We start from the raw sequence: 19,781 nt of genomic DNA, 5'->3' as shown, positions 1-19,781 counted from the left end.
ACCATCTTGGCAGTGTGTCGCTCATGACAAACACGACCGGTGATCAAACACAAAGTATGGAATACCTCCCGTTTGGAGGGCTTTTTAAGAGAGAGGGAACCGCCAGCACCGATTGGCAGTACACGGGCCAAAGGCAAGATGACTCGACAGGTCTATATTTCTACAATGCGCGATATTACGATCCTGGTCTAGGAAAGTTTGTCAGCCCGGATCCCATCATTAGTAACCCTTACAATCCTCAAAACCTAAACCGCTACAGTTATGTCGAGAACAATCCAATCAACTACATCGATCCAACAGGGCATTGGAAGTTCAAGAACTTCTTTAAATCGTTTATTCAGGTCGCCGCTGTCGTCGCTGTGATAGCGATAGGTCCTCAAGCCTCATGGTGGGCTTACGCGGCGGTGGGGGGTGTCACAGCGGCAGCGACAACGGCACTGACGAGTGGATCAAATTTTGGTGATATATTAAAAGCGGGAGCTGTGGGGTTTGCCGCTGGAGCTGCAGCCGGTGTTGTGGCATCTGACTTTAACAGTGCGATTGGTGGCGCCGCATCCAATGCTTTTGGCTCAGGGGTTGGTGGTTTTATGGGGGCAGTTTCAGGTGGTGCTGCGGGAGGATATGCGGCTGGAGTGACGGCGGCTGAATTGTATGGTGGAACTTTTGCGGAGGCAAACAGCCTGGGCCTAAAGGGGGCTGCGATTGGTGCGGCTATGGCAGGGACTGGGAAATTATTTGAATATGCCTACACAGAAATGAGAGGCGGGCCACCTGATCCGCGCCCTGGACTAAACTCGGGAGATGGAACTTACGATTTTCGTGCGAATTCAAATCATCAACCGCCATTTGGAAAGAACGTTTTTGGTTTAAATCAGAAACTCACTGGAAATTATTGGCAAGATTTTGGGTCACAGGGAGGTGCCTTGAGTAGATTTGCAAACCAGATTCCGGGGATGAATGCTGTGGCGGCATTGCATGACGCATGGATGAATAATGTTACTTTCACACTTACCTCGAACCTTACAACAATGCCATTTGCAGCTGCGTATACATACATCCCTCTTCTGGGTGGGGGGTCCACTTCCATCATAAATCAGATGATGGTGGAAGAAGCGGGACGAAAATGAAGAAAATCATTTTTTATATTTTGATCGTTACTATTGTGGGGGTATTGGGGTGCCGGGTTCTTTCCCCACGACAGAACTTCATTGAACACATTGACAGTAAAATTGGCAGAGATATCTCTTCGATTAAAGATTATGAGTTCGGTTATAGGGATGATTTAATTGAGGAGAGAATTCTCCCTAATGGAAATTTAGAGAATAAATATTTGGGGTCAAGCCACTTAGGAGATTGTATTTATATTTTTGAAATTGATCCCAAAACGAACAAAATCCTTTCCTGGCGGATAGAAGGTGATCCAAACGCCTGTATCGTTAATCCATAAAGGGGGATAATAGTCGAGTATCCCCAGCCACGATGGGGGGTATGACAACGGCAGCGACAACGGCACTGACGAAGGGATTGCCGTTCCGGCTCGTGGCGAAAGTTATCTGTTTTCGTCAAATTTTGGATGGAACAATAATTGTACAGCCCGATAGGGTCTTGGTTACAATCACCCGGGAGATTATGTAACGAATAACTCATTCAACTATGGATATTCTTGGACATGGGACTGGTAAGTAGACAAAGATGAAAAAAATACCCGCTATATTGTTCATTGGTTTTTTTTCAATTGTTAATTCTCTGGCGATGGGGAGGGGACCTGATGAACAAGAAAATTTCGATAAAAACGGGGGATTTGACGAAAAGAAAAGTTGGGAGGATGCTTCTTTGGTTGTAGTTGGAACTCTTACTAATATTGTTAAACACCAACAAAACAATGATCCATCAAGGTTTGATTTTATCGAATTCGATTTTAACGTACAAAAGTGTGAAAAGGGGAAGATAAAGGGACCTCTAATTACGCATCTTCGTATTTTTCCGTCAACAATGGAGTGGCCTTCTGATACAGAGGGTTTGTTCAGAGCTTATATTTACAAAGCAATTCTCTACAACAAACCCTATAAAGACGATAGGGGGACGTTCTCAACTAATCAACTAAGTTGACTGTGTGCGTTGAAATGTTTATTATTGGGCCATGCCTCGACGCGCACGCCTTGTGATTCCTGGTGGTCTCTTTCATGTCATTGCGCGGGGAAACGAACGGCGCAAGATATTTCTTGATGCCGCTGATTATTCTGAATTCCTTGAACGTCTGCGAATTGGTTTGGAAAAGTCGAAATGCCGATGTCTCGCCTGGGTCTTGATGCCAAATCATTTTCACCTTCTGATTCAGTCGGGCCCCCAGGGAACCGCTGCCCCCCTGATGCGGAGGCTAATGACTGGGTATGTGGGGTATTTTAACCGGCGGTATCGTCGATCTGGACATCTTTTCCAAAACCGATACAAATCGATTCTTTGCGATCGAGATTCCTACCTCATTGAACTTGTCCGATACATTCATCTGAACCCCGTGCGAGCTGGAATTGTTAAGACCCTGGATAACCTGAAATTATTTCCCTGGGCTGGCCATGGGACCCTGATGGACCACAAACCGCGGAAGTGGCAAGAGGTTGATGATGTTCTTCGAAGCTTTGGTTCGACACGACGTGAGTCACAAAAGCGTTACCTGGCATTTGTCAAAGAAGGCCTTGGTCAAGGGAAAAGGGAAGATCTGATAGGCGGAGGCCTCTTGCGTAGTTTAGGGAGGAAACCAGGACAGTGGGGGGGCCTGCAAAGAGAACCCAAGATGGCCTATGACGATCGAATATTGGGGAGTGGTGATTTTGTGGAATCTGTATTGAAAGAGGCGGAAAAAGAGTCGTTGGTAAAGGTAAATCTAACGATCGAGGACCTTACGGAAAAGGTTGCGAAAGCGATGAATATTGACAAGAGGGACCTGTTGAGAAAAGGGCGCCGCTCAGCCGTGAGCGAAGCGAAGGCCCTATTAATATACCTCGGGACAGGGTATAAGGGTATGTCATGTAAATCCATGGCGGAGATGACTGGAATGAGTGTGCAGGCGGCATCGAAAGCAAAGGAACGAGGAAGAGATTTTCTCGAATCGATCCCAGAGCTCAGTAAGTTGATTAGTTGAGAACGTCCCCCAATACGGTATGCATCCCGAAATTTATGTGCTATATTTGGGAAAGTTAATAAAATTTCCGTGTTTAGCTCCGGGGTGTCCTCAATTTTCGGGCCCAATGAGAGAACCCCACCATTTTTATTCCAAGGAAGATACCGAAAATGTCCACTGAAACCTCGAAAGTTGATATGGACGCCTTGCGTCATTCGACCACTCACGTCATGGCTCAAGCTGTCCAAGAACTTTTCCCAGGGACAAAAATCACCATTGGCCCGCCTGTGGAAGATGGCTTTTATTATGATTTTGATAGTCCCCAATCTTTCACCCCAGAAGACCTACCCAAGATTGAAGCACGCATGCGTGAAATCGTTAAGGGAAACCATCCCTTCATCATGAGCACCCATACCTCCGAAGAAGCGAAAAAGTTTTGGGCCGGGAAAGGCGAAAAATACAAGGTTGAGCTGATTGAGGACCTGGGCTCACCAACCGTCACCTATTGCTCCCATGGTGACTTCACAGATCTTTGCCGTGGTGGCCACGTGGAAACAACGGGATCCATTCGACATTTTAAACTCACAAAGATAGCAGGCTCGTATTGGCGGGGGGATGAAAAACGGGAGCGGTTGCAACGTATTTACGGAACCGCCTGGCCCACCCAAGAAGAACTGGACGCTTACCTGACTCGTGTGGAAGAGGCTAAAAAGAGGGATCACCGGGACCTGGGCCCGAAACTCGGTCTTTTCAGCATTGAACATGAAGAGGGGGGATCTGGGTTTGTTTATTGGCTCCCCAAAGGAGCGGTTCTCCGCCGAATCGTTGAAGACACGCTGAAGGACTATTTGAGCGCCCATGGCTACGATTTTGTTTATACTCCCCACGTGGCTCGCTCGGCTCTTTGGAAAACGTCCGGGCATTTGGATTATTACCGGGACAACATGTACCCGGCCATGGACTTGGAAAACCAAGAGTTTTTGCTCAAACCCATGAACTGTCCGGGCCACATCCTCATTTACAAATCGGCTCTTCATTCTTACCGGGAACTCCCCATACGATACGCTGAATTTGGCACAGTGTATCGGTTCGAACGGAGCGGTGTTCTTCACGGTCTCATGCGCGTCCGTGGTTTTACGCAGGATGATGCCCATATTTTTTGTCGACCGGATCAGGTGGAACAGGAAGTCATTGACACATTAAAGATCATCACAGAAATTCTCTCCATGTTTGGATTCAAAGAATACGAGGTCAAACTCTCGACACGTCCTGATAAATATTCGGGCACCTTAGAGGGATGGGCCCATGCGGAAGGCGCTTTAAAAAAAGCATTAGAAACCGTTGGATTGCCCTACACCATTGATCCGGGTGAGGGAGTCTTTTATGGCCCTAAAATTGATCTCAAAATCAAAGATTCCTTGGGCCGACAATGGCAGTGTTCAACTGTGCAAGTGGACTTTAATAACCCGGAACGATTCCATATTAACTATCGAGACGAAAAGGGTGGGGAAACTCAGGTGTTCATGATCCATCGGGCGCTTTTGGGGTCGCTGGAACGGTTCTTTGGGGTTCTCATCGAGCATTACGCGGGAGCGTTCCCTGCTTGGTTGGCACCGGTCCAAGCCATGGTTCTTCCCATTTCTGATAAGTTTTTGCCTTACGCGGATCAGGTCTATACCGAATTAAAAAAGGCCGGTTTACGGGTTCAAGTCAATACGGCGGCGGATAAGATTGGCGCTAAGATTCGTGAGACGACCCTACAAAAAGTTCCGTTCATGCTTGTGGTCGGGGGACGGGAAGCTGAATCACGATCCGTTTCCGTTCGAACGCGGGAGGGGAAAGATTTAGGTTCCATGCCCCTGGAAGAATTTATGAATCTCATAAAGACCCTCGTTACAGATAAATCTTAAATTTATATTCATTAAAAAAGGAGAATTCCATGAGTGACATCGTTCGAGTTGGTCAGCAGGTTCCAGACTTTGAGATGGAATCATATAACCCCAAGAGCCACGCCTTTGAAAAAGTTTCTTTGGCTGAACTCAAGAAGAAGAAAAAGTGGACTGTGTTGGTGTTCTACCCCGCCGATTACACCTTCGTTTGCCCAACCGAGTTGGCCGACGTGGCCACGAAATACGAAGAAATGGAAAAAGCTGGCGCCGAAATCGTCTCCGTTTCCACAGACACCAAGTTCGTTCATTTGGCTTGGCAACGGGAAGAGAAGCTTTTGGCTGGGTTAAAATTCCCCATGGCCGCGGATCCAACAGGGAAAGTTTCTCGCCTTTTCGGCGTCTACGATGAGGCCACAGGTTTGGCCCTTCGTGGAACGTTCATCATCAGCCCTGATGGCAAGCTGGCTTCCAGTGAAGTCAACTTCTATAACGTGGGCCGGAACGCCGCGGAACTACTCCGAAAAGCCCAAGCCAACGCCTATCTCGCCACCCACCCTGAAGAGGCGTGTCCTGCCAACTGGAGTCAAGGGGGGAAAACCCTGAAAACCGCCAAGAACGAAGCGACCCTCGTCGGCCGCGTGGCGGAAGCGCTGAAGTAGCCTTATTTAATTAAACACCCCCACTCTCCTACACCAAACGGGGAGTGGGGGTGTTTCCATTATGGTGGAAACGAGACGAAAGCAACCAACATTTAATAACACGGCCCACTCCGAAGATTCAGGTGGGGAGCGGTTTCATGCCGTCGTCATCGGGGGAGGATTCGCTGGAGCCAGTGCGGCTTCAGCGCTGGCAGAAGCCGGTGTGGCCGTGACACTCATTGAAGAACGGGCCACCTTGGGTGGTCGGACGTCATCATTTAAAGATGGTGTCACCAAACAGGACGTGGACAATGGCCAACATCTCCTCATGGGGGCCTATCGTGACACCCGGACATTCCTCCGTCGGTTGCGCGTGGAAAACCGAATTCGATTTTCAAAATCATTACGAATACCTTTTATCAATCGGTTAGGAAAAAAGTCTATTTTAGAACCCCGATTATTTTCTGGAAACATCGGATTGGCGGGAGGAGTAGTTTTTTTTAGCGAATTGACAGTGAAAGACCGCCTGTCCTTACTCTGGGGCTTGACGCGCTCGCGCATCGCTTCCACCCGACGTGTAAGCGACTTGACCGTTTCACAATGGCTTTCCTATTTGGGACAAACCCCAGGTGCCCGACGAGCGTTTTGGGACCCTCTCTGCCTAGCGACCTTGAACGAACACACCGATCAGGCCGCGGCCGCTTCCCTGCTCATTGTCTTAAAAGAATGCCTTTTCGCTAAAGGAGATTCCCGATCCCTAGGACACGCCACCCTCTCGCTCAATCGGCTTTGGTCGATGGAATTGGGTCCCTACCTTCAGCGAGCGGAAGGCAGACTGGCCTTGAGACAAAAAGCGACAGGGTTTAACGTTGAGGGGAATCGGGTGACCTCGGTTGGGATTTATGGGGATGAACCTGTGAAGGCTGACATTTTCATCCTCGCCACATCGCTTCACGCCGCGCTGCGAATCATCCCTGTCCCTCTATCCGCTGCTATGGCTCCTTTGATCAATCATCCCCATTCGCCCATTGTGGCGATCAACTTTTGGTTTAAAAAGACGCCTTTTCAAGAACCTCTCATTGGACTCTTGGACCTGAATCTCCAGTGGGTGTTTAACCGCGAAACTCTTTGGGGCCCTACGGCCAGTGGACAGATCTCTGCGGTGATCAGCGCGGCAAATTCCTATGAAAACAGATCTTCGACAGAGTTAATCGAGATGGCCCGGGAAGACCTCCGGCGGGCGTTTCCAGACTTCAAAGAAGAACCGTTTCACGCCTCTGTCCTATGGGAACGACACGCCACCCCGACCCCAACCCCGTTGTTTCATCGCTCCCGTCCCAAGGTCCAAACGTCTTTAACCAATTTTTTTCTTGCTGGAGATTGGGTGGATGTGGGCCTTCCACCCACCATTGAAGCCGCCACACGAAGCGGTCACCAAGCCGCCGCGCTCGCCTTGGCCCACCTGACCCCATCGGGTTCCGCACGACATGAAGCAAAGGAGTGTGTCCCATGTTAAAAGCAATTATTTTTGATTGCGATGGAGTGATTGCCGATTCAGAACATTTGCACTTTTCTCTATTTCAAAAGGTCCTTGAAGAGGAAGGCGTTCCCTTATCACAAACCGAATATGTAGAAAAATATCTGGCCATGGATGATCGCGGCTGTTTTAACGCGGTGTATGCGTCACGGGGGAAACCACTAAGCGAACGGGATCGCGATCGATTGATTGCTAAAAAAACAGCTCTATACAAAAAAACAGCCGCGCAGAATCTCGTAATCCTTCCGGGTGTCGTTGAATTTGTGATGGCGGTTTCTCAAAAGTATCCGCTGGCCATGGCCTCGGGGGCGTTGCGGGAAGAAGTTCTCCTCATGATCGAAGCGGCTGGAATACGGCATTACTTTGACGTGGTGGTGGCCGCTGAAGATGTCCTAAGGGGAAAACCCGCTCCGGACGCGTATCTGAAAGCACTGGAAGGATTGAACCTCAAATACCCCCAAAAAAACATTCAACCGGAAGAATGTTTAGTGGTTGAAGATTCCAAACATGGGCTCCTTTCCGCTCAGGGGGCTGGAATGAAAGTCGTCGCGGTGACAACCACCTACCCCGCAGAGGAATTGGCCACTGCCGATCGCGTGGCCCCTGTCCTAACCGCGCTCCGACTGAAAGATCTCGAGAGTCTCTTTTCCACTTCCATCCCGTGACCGAAACCGGCCGCACCCCACGCGAGGAACTCTCCCACCTGATCAAAGGGAACGAAACCACCATTGATCTAGCTCGAGCGGCCCTGCTCATGGCCCAAGACGAGTATCCCACGCTCGCACCACAACCCTATCTGGACAAGTTGGCCGCCTACTCTTCCCGCGTAACAGAACGCCTCAGCCTCGGGCGTGACCCCATTGGGACCATTGCCGCACTGAACGGAGTCCTCTTTGACGAGGAAGGTTTTAAAGGAAATTCAGAAGAATATTACGATCCACGGAACAGTTTTTTGAACGAAGTGTTGGACAGACGCGTAGGCATTCCCATTACCCTTTCGCTCCTCTATATGGAAGTGGCTCGACGGGCTGACATCCCCCTCGTGGGGATAGGGCTTCCCGGTCATTTTATAACGGGCCTGGTCACGCCTGGACGAACATTTTATGTGGACCCGTTCCACCAAGGCCAGCTTTTGAATGAAAAAGAATGTGCCGAGCGGGTTGCTAAAATCTTCGATGGTAAAATGCCCCTCACGCCAGCTCATTTTACGCCCATTGGCCCGCGCGGGATCCTTTTGCGCGTGCTTATTAATTTAAAGAACATTTATATGGAATCCCGTTCTTTTGCGAAGGGCCACGCGGTCATAGACAAAATGGTCCTTCTCGCGCCCGAGGATTGGTCACAGATTCGTGACCGCGGGTTAGTGCGATATCATCTCAAACACCTCCAACCGGCCTTAGCCGACTTGGAACTCTATTTAAGGAAAGCCCCGAACACCACAGACCGTTCGGAAATTCTAAAATTACAAAAAATTATAATGAAAGAGTTAAAGTGAGGAGAAACCCCATGCCCCCATTATCCCAATCCCAAGATTTGCGAGCTCAAAGTCGTGCCATTACGGAGGGCATTTACCGCGCTCCGAACCGTGCCATGTTGAGAGACGTGGGCTTCACGGACGAGGATTTCAACAAACCCTTGATTGGGGTGGCCAGCACCTGGAGTGAGATTACGCCATGCAACATTCACATCAATAAGCTCGCGGAAAGTGCCAAAGCTGGGGCCAAGGCCGGCGGTGGTTCTCCCCAAATTTTCAATACGATCACCGTATCCGATGGGATATCCATGGGCACCCCTGGAATGAGGTATTCCCTCCCCAGCCGCGAAATTATTGCCGACTCCATTGAAACCGTGGTCGGCGCTCAACGAATGGATGGGTTCGTGGCGATTGGGGGATGCGACAAAAACATGCCTGGGTGCCTCATGGCCATGGGGCGCCTAAATTTACCTTCCGTGTTCGTTTATGGAGGATCGATCCTTCCTGGAAAGTTCCAAGGAAAAGACGTGGACATCGTCAGTATCTTTGAAGCCGTTGGGCAATTCAACAACAATCTCATTGACGAAAAAACCGTAAAGGGGATTGAATGCGCCGCTTGCCCCGGCCCCGGATCCTGTGGCGGAATGTACACCGCAAACACCATGGCCTCCGCCATAGAAACCTTGGGAATGAGTCTTCCTGGAAGCTCCTCCCATCCCGCGGAGTCCAATGAAAAAACCGAAGAATGCAAATCAGCGGGGAAAGCCGTGGTCGACCTGATCAAGAAAGGGATCCGACCCAGGGACATCGTAACGAAAACATCCCTTGAAAACGCCATCGCTCTCGTGATGGTTTTGGGCGGGTCCACCAACGCCGTCCTTCACCTCTTGGCCATTGCCAACGCTTTTGGTCTCAAACTTGAACTGGCGGACTTTAATAGAATTGCCAAACGGACGCCACACCTGGCGGACCTAAAACCCTCCGGTCAGTATGTGATGTACGACCTCCATAAAGCGGGAGGGGTTCCCGCCATATTAAAACTCATGTTGAAACATGGAATGATTGATGGGAAAACCATGACCGTCACTGGAAAAACATTGGCCCAAAACCTGGCCTCTTATCCCAACTTAACGGCGGGGCAAAAAGTTATCCGGGACCCAAAGAATCCCCTCCGACCCACAGGACCACTCGTGGTCTTAAAGGGAAATTTGGCGCCAGAAGGGGCCGTTGCCAAAGTGGGGGGACTGACAAATACACATATCACTGGTCCAGCCAAAGTTTACGATGGAGAAGAAGCGGCGACGGCCGCCGCCCTGAAAGGATCCATTAAACCGGGCGATGTCGTGGTCGTCCGTTACGAAGGCCCCAAGGGTGGTCCGGGAATGAGGGAAATGCTGTCGTTAACAGCGATCCTTTCTGGGAAAGGAATGGGGGACAAGGTCGGCTTGTTAACAGACGGAAGGTTTTCTGGGGGGAGCCACGGCCGCGTGGTGGGTCATGTTTGCCCCGAAGCCGCCGTGGGTGGTCCTATTGCTTTATTAAAGAATGGAGACCTTATAACCATCAATGCTGAAAAACAGGAACTTTCTGTCGCACTCTCCCACAAAGAATTGATGAAACGAAAGAAAGCCTGGAAGCCCCGAAAATCAACAGATAACCCGGGAGGCTGGCTTGCCCGTTACGCCGCCCTGGTCACCTCTGGCTCCGAAGGAGCGGTGCTTCGGGTCCCTCGCTAACCCACCCCCAATGCCCGTCCTTTCAAACCCTCGGACTCCGATGAAAGACGATCGGCGACTGGGAACGGTTTCGGGAATAATTGTTCCCCAATGGCCTGTGGTATTCGAAGGAGAGCTCGACAACCCCTCCGCGGTTCTAAAGTCACTTCGCGAAGTGGGAAAAACCGTTCGCCAAAACAAAGTAGACACGGTCATCGTCCTCTCACCCTTTTGGATCGCCCGTTCAGGGTTCTATGTGGAACCCAGTGCATTTCATTCAGCCCAAAATGATTTTTCCGGTTACCCGGTGGATCTCCGTTACAATTGCCCCGGGGATCCAGCACTGGCCCAACAATTAATTGAGGCGGGGAAAAAGGACGGGCTTCCCGTTCAAGCTTGCCACCATTGGGCCGACGTGGCGGCCGCGGTCCCGCTCAAAGTTCTCTTTCCAAATGGAGAAAAACCAATCGTACCGCTCTCTTCTTCCGAACTCTCTTTAGAAACATGCCTCAAGTGGGGAAGCGTCATTCGCCAAGCCATTGAAAAATCAGGAAAGAACGTGTTGATCCTTGGGGGAGGAGGGCTCTCCCATAACCTCACCGCCTGCCTCCATTTGGAAGACGGAATGGCGGCCGTCATCTTCGACCAAAAAGTGTTGAATTGTTTGCGAGATGGCAAGGGACCTGAGATAAAGAAAATGGACCCCTATTGGATCCGAGTCGGAAACCCCGCCGCCGATTTAAGCGATCTCTACGTCATGCTCGGAGTCCTCGGCCCTACCACCCGCTTCGCCCTCCACGCTTATGATGGAGCCCCCGGCCAAGGCTGGGCCGTCCTGACGACGTAGGAGGCTCCTTTCGTTAGCATCTGTGATTATTTTAAGTTGGTTTCCATATTTTCTCAGGCGAACGAGCCTTTTGGTTCCCGGTCCGGGCCAACAAAAAAAGACAGTCGGAAAGACGATTGAGATAGATTTGAGCGTGTAAAAAAGATTGGTCCCTTTTTAAGAGAACGACTAAACTCCTTTCGGCCCTTCGACAAACCGCCCGGGCGAGATGAAGCAAGGCACCACCCCCGGCCCCCCCAGGAAGAATAAAGTTTCTAAGTTCTGGTAAATGGCGCGAAAGGGTATCCATTTCCCGTTCCAAACGTTCAATCTGAACGGGTCCAATTCGGGGAATTTTCTTGGAGTCAGGGGCATCCCGTGGGGTCGAGAGATCAGCCCCCAAAACAAAAAGCTCTTCTTGAATGATGGAAATGGATCGACGGACGGACAGCGCTTTTGTTTCCGTTTCGGCCCACCCAAGAACAGAGTTCAACTCATCCACCACCCCATAGGCCTTCACACGGGGGGAATCTTTTCGAAGCTTCCGACCTCCAAACAAATAGGTGTCTCCACCGTCGCCAACCTTTGTGTAAATTTTCATGGGATCATTTTACCCTTTCCGACCACTTGATTAAAGCCGAATTGCTAAAATTTCACCATGAGTTTATCTCTCGCGCCGATCCTGCGGTCCCTTAAAAAAGAATATCCAAAACCTCACTGCGCCTTAACCCACGCCAACCCCTTTCAACTGTTAATCGCAACCATTCTTTCGGCCCAGTGCACCGATGAGCGAGTGAACCAAGTGACCCCGAACCTTTTTAAAACGTTCGGATCGCCCGAAGAGCTCGCCCAGGCGTCTCTATCAGAGGTGGAAGAGATTATTCGATCAACGGGCTTCTACCGTCAAAAGGCTAAATCCCTAATCCACTCCTCACGTTTATTGATGGCCCACTATGGAGGAGTTGTTCCTCAAACCATGAACGAATTACTGCAATTGCGCGGGGTGGCCAGAAAAACAGCCAATGTGGTTTTGGGGACAGGGTATGGAATTGCCTGTGGCGTGGTCGTGGATACCCATGTTAAACGACTCTCCAAACGACTGGGACTGACAAAAGAGATCGAGCCGGAAAAGGTTGAAACCGATCTTATGAAAATGATCCCTCAAAAGGATTGGATTTGGTTTTCTCATGCCCTCATTACACACGGCCGGAAGTATTGTAGAGCCCTTCGGCCGGATTGCCCGACCTGCCCCCTGCGAAAATATTGTCCTTCCGTGGGCACCTTATGAGCACCCTGGATCCTCGCTTTGAAATGGGGATTTCCCTCTTTAATCGGGAAGAGTTTTTCGAAGCCCATGAAGTGTGGGAAGAACTTTGGCACGACACCCGCGGGTCGAACAAGGACTTTTTTCAGGGGCTCATTCAGGTCACCAGTGCCATGCACCATCTTCAGATTGGAAACATGCGTGGGGCCCGAATTCTTTATGGCTCCGGGATAGAACTCCTTACTCCCTACGGAACCCACCATCTAGGATTGAACCTGACTCTCCTCCGAACGAAATTCACTCAAGCCTTAACAGGGATATTGGACGCACCCATTGATCAATTAGCTGGAAGAGGCCTTTCAGGTCCAATCAAAATATCCTATTCATCCCAACTTGCTTTCCAGTTAAAACGAGCGAATTCCGATGCCCCCGAATAAACTCAAAACCCCCAAAATAATCACTCCCCGAATTGAACGTGAAATGGAAAAACGTTTCGCGGATGGGGGACTTCCTAAATCCTGGTGGAAAACCTTTTCAAACGATATTCGCCATTGCCTCCGTTGCGGAGAAACGCTCCAATGGACTTATGTTCATATTGAAAGAAGAAAACGATTTGTCTGTGTCGAGTGTAAAGGGATCGCCTACCAAAACCCTAAAATAGTGGGAGCCACCCTCCCCATTCATAACGGGAAAATCTACTTACTAAGAAGGGCCATTGAACCCGCCTACGGCCTTTGGAGTCATCCAGCCGGTTACATGGAAATGGGGGAAACCGTGGAACAAGCGGCCCTGCGAGAAACCTGGGAAGAAATCCGTACTCGGGTCCGCGTTCTGGGACCACCCAAGATTTATTCCTACGAAGATTCTCCAATTGTTACGGTCATTTATCCAACTGAAGTCATTGGTCCCACCCCTTGCCCAGGGGCCGAATCTCTCGAAGTAAAAGCCTTCCTACCCAACGAAATTCCATGGAAAGAACTGGCGTTTCGAAGCACTTTTCATGCTTTAAGAGATTGGGTGTCTGAAACTCAATGATACGATGAGTTAACCCGGAATCCCCAGTTGAGCGCGAGGACCGGCCAGGCTCAGAGAGCCTGGCACTTGAGGCGGCAGAGCCGCTGATGCGAGACGAAAAAAGCGGGCTTTTTTACGAACAAAAAAGTGCAGGTCGTAGGCCGCTCCCACGCGGCACTTCCGCTAGCGCGGTCGCGGGGACTACGGACAAACTTTTTTGGAAAGGAAAAAAGCCCGATTTTTTTGTCGAATCCCGTGATTCAACTGGGGATTTCGGGTTACCAGCGGGGAACTGGATTGATTAAATCCGCGGCAAATCTGTTAAAAATAGGTTCGGATGACGCTTGTCACTTTTCCAATAACAGAAACTTTTCGACCTCGAATGAGGGGATAAGCAGAATTTATCGGTTCCAAAAAGATTTCCCGGTTCACGCGCCGCAATCGTTTGACCGTCGCCTCTTCATCATCCACGGTGGCCACAACAATAGCCCGGTCTTCCGCCACAGTCGTATTTTGAACCAAGACCATATCCCCATCCAAAAGTTCCGGACTCATACTGTCGCCCTTCACACGCAAAACGAAGTTAGCGCGTTTGGCGATGGCCTCATCCACAGCCAAATAATCCTCCACCTCCGCAATCGCTTCAAGGGGAACTCCAGCGGAAACTCGCCCCAGGATGGGGAGTCGGGACTGGGCTTCCACCAACCGCCTGGCCCCCAACAAAAGACCACGAGCCGTCTCTTTAGCCCGACGCAAAACACCTTTTCGTTCCAACGCTGAAATATGATCCTGAATCGCCTTTGGAAAAACATCAAAATGTTTGGCGATCTCCCTTACCGTGGGGGGAATACCACTTTTCTCAATTTGATTGACAATGAACGTATAGATTTCTTTTTGGCGTGCCGTGAGTTGGTCCATAGGAATACTATACAAAAGAATATGCTTATTTTTCAAAAAAATAAAATTCCTGTTGGTGTTCATTTTCAGTTTTTCTGCGCTGAGGGGAAAATGGCGCCGGGATTTCTCGAACCTGAAAGACGGGAGATTCCTCTTCCAAACCCTCCATAATTTCATCCCGACACCGTTGCCAAAGTTCTAGATATTTTTGGGTGTCCACTTCTGGAGCCTCGCTCACGAAGGCCAAGGGCGTCGCACGAAAATCAACCACCTTGTCCCCTGAAGAAGTGATGATGTAGCGCACGGTTTCCCCCGCATGCAAAGGAACTCCAGACGCCGCCAAACGTTTCGCGGCCACGGAGGAAGGTCCATTCGAAACGTATTCCGAGGGGTCCTTTGATAACGTAAAAGTGACGGCCAACTCCACGGCATCCACCCGGCCTTCCGCGATCCGTTCGCGAACCGTATCCGCGATCACGGACACACGTCCGACCCGAGCCCGACATCCCGCCACGTCGTCAGCCTCGGCCAAAACCGCCAACATATTTTTCTGCATTTTCTTAAAGATCTCCGGTGTGTCCCGACGGCGCAGGGCCAACCCCCGTATTTTGAGCTCTCCGTTCGTGAACGCCCCGAAGTAACGGTTCGGCACGCCCGAGAGCGGAACGGTTTTGGAAGGGCAAAACCGTAGCCACTTATAGACGCCTTCCAACCCCACAGAGCAATCGCCTGCCGTTTCGATCTCCCGCCGAAGATGTTCGTAATCCATTCCCGCCTGCCCTTGAACCCAAACACAGTCCACATTTGCATGAAGAACATGAAATCCCCGGCTTTCCACAAAATCCTTGGCTCGCAGGAGAGTCTCACGCCCCCAAGCCGTCACCGACTCATGCGCCTCGATCTTCCCGAACCGCGCGTTCTTGAATCCGAGATAGCCAAAGCTTGTCACTAGGGACCACTTGTGGGCATCGGCGCGAGCCTTGAAAGCGGCGGCTTGGGGATCCCCCGCCTTATAGCGACGTTTGTATTCGACGCGTTTCTTTAAGATCGGCGCTAAAACTTCCGGAACGATTCCTTGGCGACGACGGCAAAGGTGGTGGCCTATTTCTGGGACAGGAAGAACCTCTCGGCAACAATCACAATTCACTGTTTCGGGTGAAATGTTGTGTTTCACCATCAGCGTGGGGTACATGGAGACGAAATCATACTCGGCCACGTTTTCGAACCAGCCGATATCGGGCTCGTAGACCAAACCGCCCTTGTCCGCCACCACCAGCTCTGACGCCGGGCGAAAGTCCTCCGCCTGGGCCTTGTCCATGGGCACCCACAGGCCCCGACGAAGGGCTACGTCCAACTGCATGGAGGACAGGGACGTCCCGATCGTCGTTCGGGCCGCCCGTTGAACTGGAATCTTAGCGATGCGGGCAATTTCGTAGAGGCCCTCCCAGCCACATTCCTTAAAATAGAAACTGTTCTTCAGATCCAGATGCCAACGACCGAAAAGATATTGGGCACCCGATTGATAGATCATTTGGCCGTAAGTCATGAAGCTCCGGCCCTGTTGACCGCTCACCCCACGAGCGTGATCCCGGGACAGAGAAAGGGGGTGTCTCGTTTTGATCGACCACTCCAAAAGGTGCGGAATCAAATAACTGTCACCCCAGTCAGTCGAGAGGACGTCGGGATCCCACTCCCGAATCCGCCGATCCAAACTCTCCATTTGCTGAGCGGGGTCCCCTTCCAACACATGGGTCAATCCTTCATACTGTAAAACCAGTCCACCACGGGACGCGTGGGTGGGATTCACCGCACCGGAAAATTCGGACCCCGCGAGAGCCACATGCAAGAACCGAAGGGGGGGAAGTGAAAAATCCACAGACCAAGGATCGTCTTGGAGCGAAAACGAGGTCAATCGATCACCGTCAAAATCAAACATGCCAAAGGCCAGGGGGAAATGACGCCGCTCGTAGTGATAATGTTGAACAAGATGAAAGTCCGCGTTGTAAAGGAGAACCCCCGCCCGCTTTAATTTTTTGACCAGGGGACCATGAACCGGCGGGGCAACGCGAACTTCCCACCCCGGTCGACATTTTTCGGAATAAAGGTCCGCTCCTTGTCGGGGAGAGATCTCTAGGGGGGTATGCGACGAGACCAAGAGAGGGCGAGCCCGACCCCAAGAATCCCCGTCCACGATAAAAGGGGCCCGCCAGGGGTCAACAAAGGTGACCCGCCGCCCATCCACCAACACCGCCCACACCCGAATTCCTTCAAAAACAGGATACGCGTCAAAGATCCATCCGTTGCAGTGCATAAGATCCCTCATTCACTAAAAACGCCGTCGAAAAACCCTTGATTTCCTCCCTCCGCCTAAGTAGACTATCCCCATGACACTCAAAACTCTTAAAAAATGTGTCCGGGCCCTGAAACCGGAAGATCAGAGAAAATTTCTCCGGGATCTACCCGCACTCATTCGCCTTCCCAAAGAAGATTGGGCTCGCCTCAAAGTAGCGGAAACCTCTTTTGCTTTTTGGAATAACTCACAAGACGATATATATGACAACCTTTAAGCGAGGCGACGTCGTTCTCATTGCTTTCCCGTTTACGGATTTAACAACAACAAAAATGCGCCCAGCGCTGATCCTGTCGTCGAACACATTCAATCAAACCCATTTAGATGTGGTTTTAGTCGCCATAACGTCTCAAGTTTCAAAAAAAGTCCCTCGCTACGATCATCTTCTGTCCCAGGAGGATCAAAAGTCGGCTGGTCTTCCGAAACCATCCCTCGTGAAACTTGGGAAAATCGTGACAATCGATCAACGCTTAATCCGAAAAAAACTGGGGCATATTTCAAACCCAACCCTCGGATACTTGACCACCGAACTCCACAAAATCCTTTCTTAACGCCCTTCACTGACAGAATCCCGCACCTCCAAACGTCTTTCCAGTTCCTGAACGCGCGCGGCAAGGCCAAGGAGCATGGCCAGGGTGATTCCCTCCATAGGGACGGGCCGGCTGGCCATGGAAAGCGGTGCCGCATGCCGACGGGCAAATCGCCACAACGTGTCTAAAACCTCCTGATCCTCTTTGCGAAGCGCCCGGCGGAAATCTTTCCACAGGGCTTCTTCCTGGTGAAGCGTTTGAACGATGGTGGGGAGCGTCCGGCCCATTAGTTTTCCAAGGCCACAGGTCCCACCCGGGTGACACTTTGGGCCAATTTCAAAAATCCCTGGGAAAAACATTTGCGGCCTGGAGGCAACGGGCGATCCACCACCAAAGCCAGGACCGGACCGGAAACATCGGCCAATCCCAAACAGAACCGCTGAAAGGCACGCTGTGCATCTTCCAGCGCCAACTCTTCATCAAGAAAGGGCGCCAGAGGGTCGGCCAACACCACAGGCCCCGGAGCGAGCCGGGGCAATTTTCCGGTCACCAGTGCGGCCAGTTGAAAAGCGTTAAAGGTCCGGGCCAATTGGATTTTGGATAACACCGCCCGGGGATCCATCCGATACCCTTGAGCCGTCTTGGCCAGGGCGTGGGCGTCAAAACGGTTCGCCGCGTCGACCCAGTAAATTTTTGTTGGCCCCTCCAACAAGGGGCAGAGTGCCTCCACTGTCCACCGAGAAATCCCCCGGGGGCCGCACAACACATGAAAAGACCGCCCCCGCCCCGAAGGCCACCCCAACTTCTCCGAAATCAATCGACTGGGTGGGGGGAGGAAAAGGCTCATTCGCATACTATACGTTTGTATATATAATAAATCAAGTGGAAAAGAAATTGCGGACCAGGGGGGGGGCCACCACACATACGGCCCAGTCACCTGACACTTTATACCCCCACTCTTTGGATTGAAACCTACCAGAAAGAGAGGTCGCTCCAGCCTTTTAGACAGAAGCAACCCAATGCATTATTAATGTTAGATATTGACAAATAAGTAAATTACGTACATTATCAACTTATGGACCCTTCTTTTCGCGTTCGCGAACTGTTTCACTTGCATGCCCTGCGGCAGTTGGCCTCCCGACTGGCCCTCCGGCCCTATGCTGTGAAGGGAGGAATTTGCCTTCGCTTTTTCCATCGTTCGCCCCGACTTTCGGAAGACATGGACATCGACGTTTCCCCGCGACTTCCCGTGCGTACACTTCGACATGCGGTCGACCACATACTGGGGGGGCCAGCCCTTACCGCCGGGCTTCGCCCTCAGGGCGTCATCGGCCTGCAGTTTTCGGCCCCTAAACAAACGGAGACAACCCAACGATGGAAAATCCTATTGACAGTGATGGGAGGCACCCGACTTTCAACCCGGCTGGAATTCAGCCGACGCACCCCGGACATCGCAGCGGATCGGGCAACCCCAACCCCTGAAATTTTAGAAATGGCCTTCCTTCCGCCGTTCGTGGCCGCCCACTATGGGCCCAAAGAAATGATCGCCCAAAAGATCCGCGCCTTAGGATCGCCTTCCCGCGTTGCCGCTCGGGACCTGTTTGACCTCCATCACTTGTATTCTCAATTTCCAAGGACACCGTTTCAAAAATTCGACGATCTCACTTCGGAAGAGAGGGAGAGGGCGGTGAACAAGGCGAACGGTTTTTCTCTGGGCGATTTCCGCGAACAAGTGCTTCCGTTCCTTCCAGAAGACTTAGAAACCCTCTACGGCAATCCAGCGGGATTTCAGATGATGAAAGAAACCGTTGAGCGACATCTGGCGGAGTCACTATGAAAACACTCCCAGCCACGGACATTTTACGGCTTATTAAAAGTCAGGGGTTGCGGTTTTTCAGAACGTCCGACATTCTCACACTCACGGGACTTAAACCTGCGGCAACGACCCACGCGCTCCAACGGCTCGCTGGTAAAAAACTGTTGACCCAACTCAAAAGGGGCGTGTGGGCCAACCGACTGGACGATCCGCTGGACCCTGCAGAAGCCGTCCAACACCTCACTTTTCCCTCGCCCAGTTACATTTCTCTTTACACCGCGCTTTCCAGGCAGGGTGCCATCGACGAAGTCCCCCGGGCGGTGTATGCCGTCACCACAGGCCGCCCCGCCCGGCTCCATACGTCTTTGGCCGATTTTCATATCCACCACCTCCCGGCCCGCCTGTTTTGGGGTTTTCAGCAAAGCCACTCAAACAAAGGGACCTTCCCCATGGCCGAAAAAGAAAAAGCCTTTCTGGATCTGGCCTACCTGGGGCTCGTTCCACGGTCCCCCTTGGGCGTTCCGTATTCCCGCAATAAAAAATGGGATTTGGATTCCCAAAAAATCAGGGAATACGCCACTCGATTCGCCTTTCCAGCGCTCACCCAATACCTCAAAAAAATAGGCTTCTGATAAACGCCTTCGCACGAGATTGACAAATAGCTGCATTCGCTACGAGACACATGCTCTTAAAATAAAATTACATGTGATTGG

23 protein-coding genes are annotated in these 19,781 nt (G+C 51.2%); 18 read left to right on the top strand and 5 right to left on the bottom strand.

Features of this window, described 5'->3' with window-relative positions:
- Window positions 1-23 precede the first annotated feature (23 nt).
- From JNK54_09350 to JNK54_09300, 11 genes are all read left to right on the top strand, one after another.
- Window positions 24-1,127, top strand: coding sequence for an RHS repeat-associated core domain-containing protein (locus JNK54_09350; protein ID MBL8024468.1), 1,104 nt, complete (start codon window positions 24-26; stop codon window positions 1,125-1,127).
- A complete protein-coding gene (locus JNK54_09345) occupies window positions 1,124-1,447 on the top strand; it encodes a hypothetical protein (GenBank protein MBL8024467.1) in 324 nt (107 codons plus the stop codon). The genes JNK54_09350 and JNK54_09345 overlap by 4 nt, the downstream gene beginning before the upstream one ends.
- A 245-nt stretch (window positions 1,448-1,692) precedes the next feature.
- Entirely contained in the window at window positions 1,693-2,109 is a 417-nt protein-coding gene (locus tag JNK54_09340) for a hypothetical protein (GenBank protein MBL8024466.1), read from the top strand.
- Window positions 2,110-2,140: 31 nt separating this feature from the next.
- On the top strand, window positions 2,141-3,139 hold the full coding sequence (locus tag JNK54_09335) for a transposase (protein ID MBL8024465.1): 999 nt from the start codon (window positions 2,141-2,143) through the stop codon (window positions 3,137-3,139).
- 149 nt (window positions 3,140-3,288) lie between these two features.
- Window positions 3,289-5,028 carry a threonine--tRNA ligase gene (thrS, locus tag JNK54_09330; GenBank protein MBL8024464.1) on the top strand — a complete coding sequence of 580 codons (1,740 nt, stop codon included), beginning with the start codon at window positions 3,289-3,291 and terminating at the stop codon, window positions 5,026-5,028.
- A 29-nt stretch (window positions 5,029-5,057) separates the two neighbouring features.
- Window positions 5,058-5,666: a peroxiredoxin gene (locus JNK54_09325; GenBank protein ID MBL8024463.1), complete on the top strand. Its 609-nt coding sequence runs from the start codon at window positions 5,058-5,060 to the stop codon at window positions 5,664-5,666.
- Between the two features lie 61 nt (window positions 5,667-5,727).
- Entirely contained in the window at window positions 5,728-7,161 is a 1,434-nt protein-coding gene (locus tag JNK54_09320; protein ID MBL8024462.1) for an FAD-dependent oxidoreductase, read from the top strand.
- Window positions 7,155-7,847, top strand: a complete 693-nt coding sequence (locus tag JNK54_09315) for an HAD family phosphatase (protein MBL8024461.1) — start codon at window positions 7,155-7,157, stop codon at window positions 7,845-7,847. The genes JNK54_09320 and JNK54_09315 overlap by 7 nt, the downstream gene beginning before the upstream one ends.
- Window positions 7,844-8,677: a transglutaminase family protein gene (locus JNK54_09310; protein MBL8024460.1), complete on the top strand. Its 834-nt coding sequence runs from the start codon at window positions 7,844-7,846 to the stop codon at window positions 8,675-8,677. Before JNK54_09315 ends, JNK54_09310 begins: the two co-directional genes overlap by 4 nt.
- Window positions 8,678-8,688: 11 nt before the next feature.
- Window positions 8,689-10,392, top strand: coding sequence for a dihydroxy-acid dehydratase (ilvD, locus tag JNK54_09305; protein MBL8024459.1), 1,704 nt, complete (start codon window positions 8,689-8,691; stop codon window positions 10,390-10,392).
- Between the two features lie 40 nt (window positions 10,393-10,432).
- Window positions 10,433-11,218: a hypothetical protein gene (locus tag JNK54_09300; GenBank protein ID MBL8024458.1), complete on the top strand. Its 786-nt coding sequence runs from the start codon at window positions 10,433-10,435 to the stop codon at window positions 11,216-11,218.
- A gap of 31 nt (window positions 11,219-11,249) precedes the next feature.
- Here the strand turns inward: JNK54_09300 and JNK54_09295 are convergent, their stop codons facing one another.
- Window positions 11,250-11,798 (bottom strand): cob(I)yrinic acid a,c-diamide adenosyltransferase, encoded by a 549-nt coding sequence (locus JNK54_09295; protein MBL8024457.1) that lies wholly within the window; start codon window positions 11,796-11,798, stop codon window positions 11,250-11,252.
- A 57-nt stretch (window positions 11,799-11,855) separates the two neighbouring features.
- Between JNK54_09295 and nth the strand changes: the two genes are divergently transcribed.
- Genes nth through JNK54_09280 form a run of 3 tightly spaced genes read left to right on the top strand, consistent with a single transcriptional unit; the run spans window position 11,856 to window position 13,496 of the window.
- Window positions 11,856-12,485 (top strand): endonuclease III, encoded by a 630-nt coding sequence (nth, locus tag JNK54_09290; GenBank protein MBL8024456.1) that lies wholly within the window; start codon window positions 11,856-11,858, stop codon window positions 12,483-12,485.
- The gene (locus JNK54_09285) at window positions 12,482-12,898 is read left to right on the top strand and encodes a DUF309 domain-containing protein (GenBank protein MBL8024455.1); all 417 of its coding nucleotides are present in this window, start codon (window positions 12,482-12,484) and stop codon (window positions 12,896-12,898) included. The genes nth and JNK54_09285 overlap by 4 nt, the downstream gene beginning before the upstream one ends.
- 43 nt (window positions 12,899-12,941) lie before the next feature.
- Window positions 12,942-13,496: an NUDIX domain-containing protein gene (locus JNK54_09280; protein MBL8024454.1), complete on the top strand. Its 555-nt coding sequence runs from the start codon at window positions 12,942-12,944 to the stop codon at window positions 13,494-13,496.
- 300 nt (window positions 13,497-13,796) lie between these two features.
- Here JNK54_09280 and lexA read toward each other — a convergent pair whose 3' ends face one another.
- Window positions 13,797-14,393, bottom strand: coding sequence for a transcriptional repressor LexA (gene lexA / locus JNK54_09275; GenBank protein MBL8024453.1), 597 nt, complete (start codon window positions 14,391-14,393; stop codon window positions 13,797-13,799).
- Window positions 14,394-14,418: 25 nt separating this feature from the next.
- Window positions 14,419-16,683 (bottom strand): hypothetical protein, encoded by a 2,265-nt coding sequence (locus JNK54_09270; GenBank protein ID MBL8024452.1) that lies wholly within the window; start codon window positions 16,681-16,683, stop codon window positions 14,419-14,421.
- Between the two features lie 73 nt (window positions 16,684-16,756).
- On the opposite strand from JNK54_09270, the gene JNK54_09265 reads away from it, so the two are divergent.
- Both JNK54_09265 and JNK54_09260 read left to right on the top strand, forming a co-directional pair.
- Window positions 16,757-16,939, top strand: coding sequence for a hypothetical protein (locus tag JNK54_09265; GenBank protein ID MBL8024451.1), 183 nt, complete (start codon window positions 16,757-16,759; stop codon window positions 16,937-16,939).
- Window positions 16,926-17,273: a type II toxin-antitoxin system PemK/MazF family toxin gene (locus JNK54_09260; protein ID MBL8024450.1), complete on the top strand. Its 348-nt coding sequence runs from the start codon at window positions 16,926-16,928 to the stop codon at window positions 17,271-17,273. Before JNK54_09265 ends, JNK54_09260 begins: the two co-directional genes overlap by 14 nt.
- Here the strand turns inward: JNK54_09260 and JNK54_09255 are convergent.
- Window positions 17,270-17,539 carry a hypothetical protein gene (locus JNK54_09255; protein MBL8024449.1) on the bottom strand — a complete coding sequence of 90 codons (270 nt, stop codon included), beginning with the start codon at window positions 17,537-17,539 and terminating at the stop codon, window positions 17,270-17,272. The genes JNK54_09260 and JNK54_09255 overlap by 4 nt on opposite strands.
- The gene (locus JNK54_09250; GenBank protein MBL8024448.1) at window positions 17,539-18,099 is read right to left on the bottom strand and encodes a hypothetical protein; all 561 of its coding nucleotides are present in this window, start codon (window positions 18,097-18,099) and stop codon (window positions 17,539-17,541) included. Before JNK54_09250 ends, JNK54_09255 begins: the two co-directional genes overlap by 1 nt.
- A gap of 228 nt (window positions 18,100-18,327) precedes the next feature.
- Here JNK54_09250 and JNK54_09245 point away from each other — a divergent pair, with 228 nt between their 5' ends.
- Window positions 18,328-19,089: a nucleotidyl transferase AbiEii/AbiGii toxin family protein gene (locus tag JNK54_09245; protein ID MBL8024447.1), complete on the top strand. Its 762-nt coding sequence runs from the start codon at window positions 18,328-18,330 to the stop codon at window positions 19,087-19,089.
- On the top strand, window positions 19,086-19,700 hold the full coding sequence (locus JNK54_09240; GenBank protein MBL8024446.1) for a type IV toxin-antitoxin system AbiEi family antitoxin domain-containing protein: 615 nt from the start codon (window positions 19,086-19,088) through the stop codon (window positions 19,698-19,700). The genes JNK54_09245 and JNK54_09240 overlap by 4 nt, the downstream gene beginning before the upstream one ends.
- Window positions 19,701-19,781: the final 81 nt, after the last annotated feature.

The organism is Elusimicrobiota bacterium (assembly GCA_016788905.1).
GTDB lineage: Bacteria > Elusimicrobiota > Elusimicrobia > FEN-1173 > FEN-1173 > JADKHR01.
Note: the sequence above shows the minus strand (reverse complement) of the source record. Positions and strands in the feature narration are given on the sequence as shown.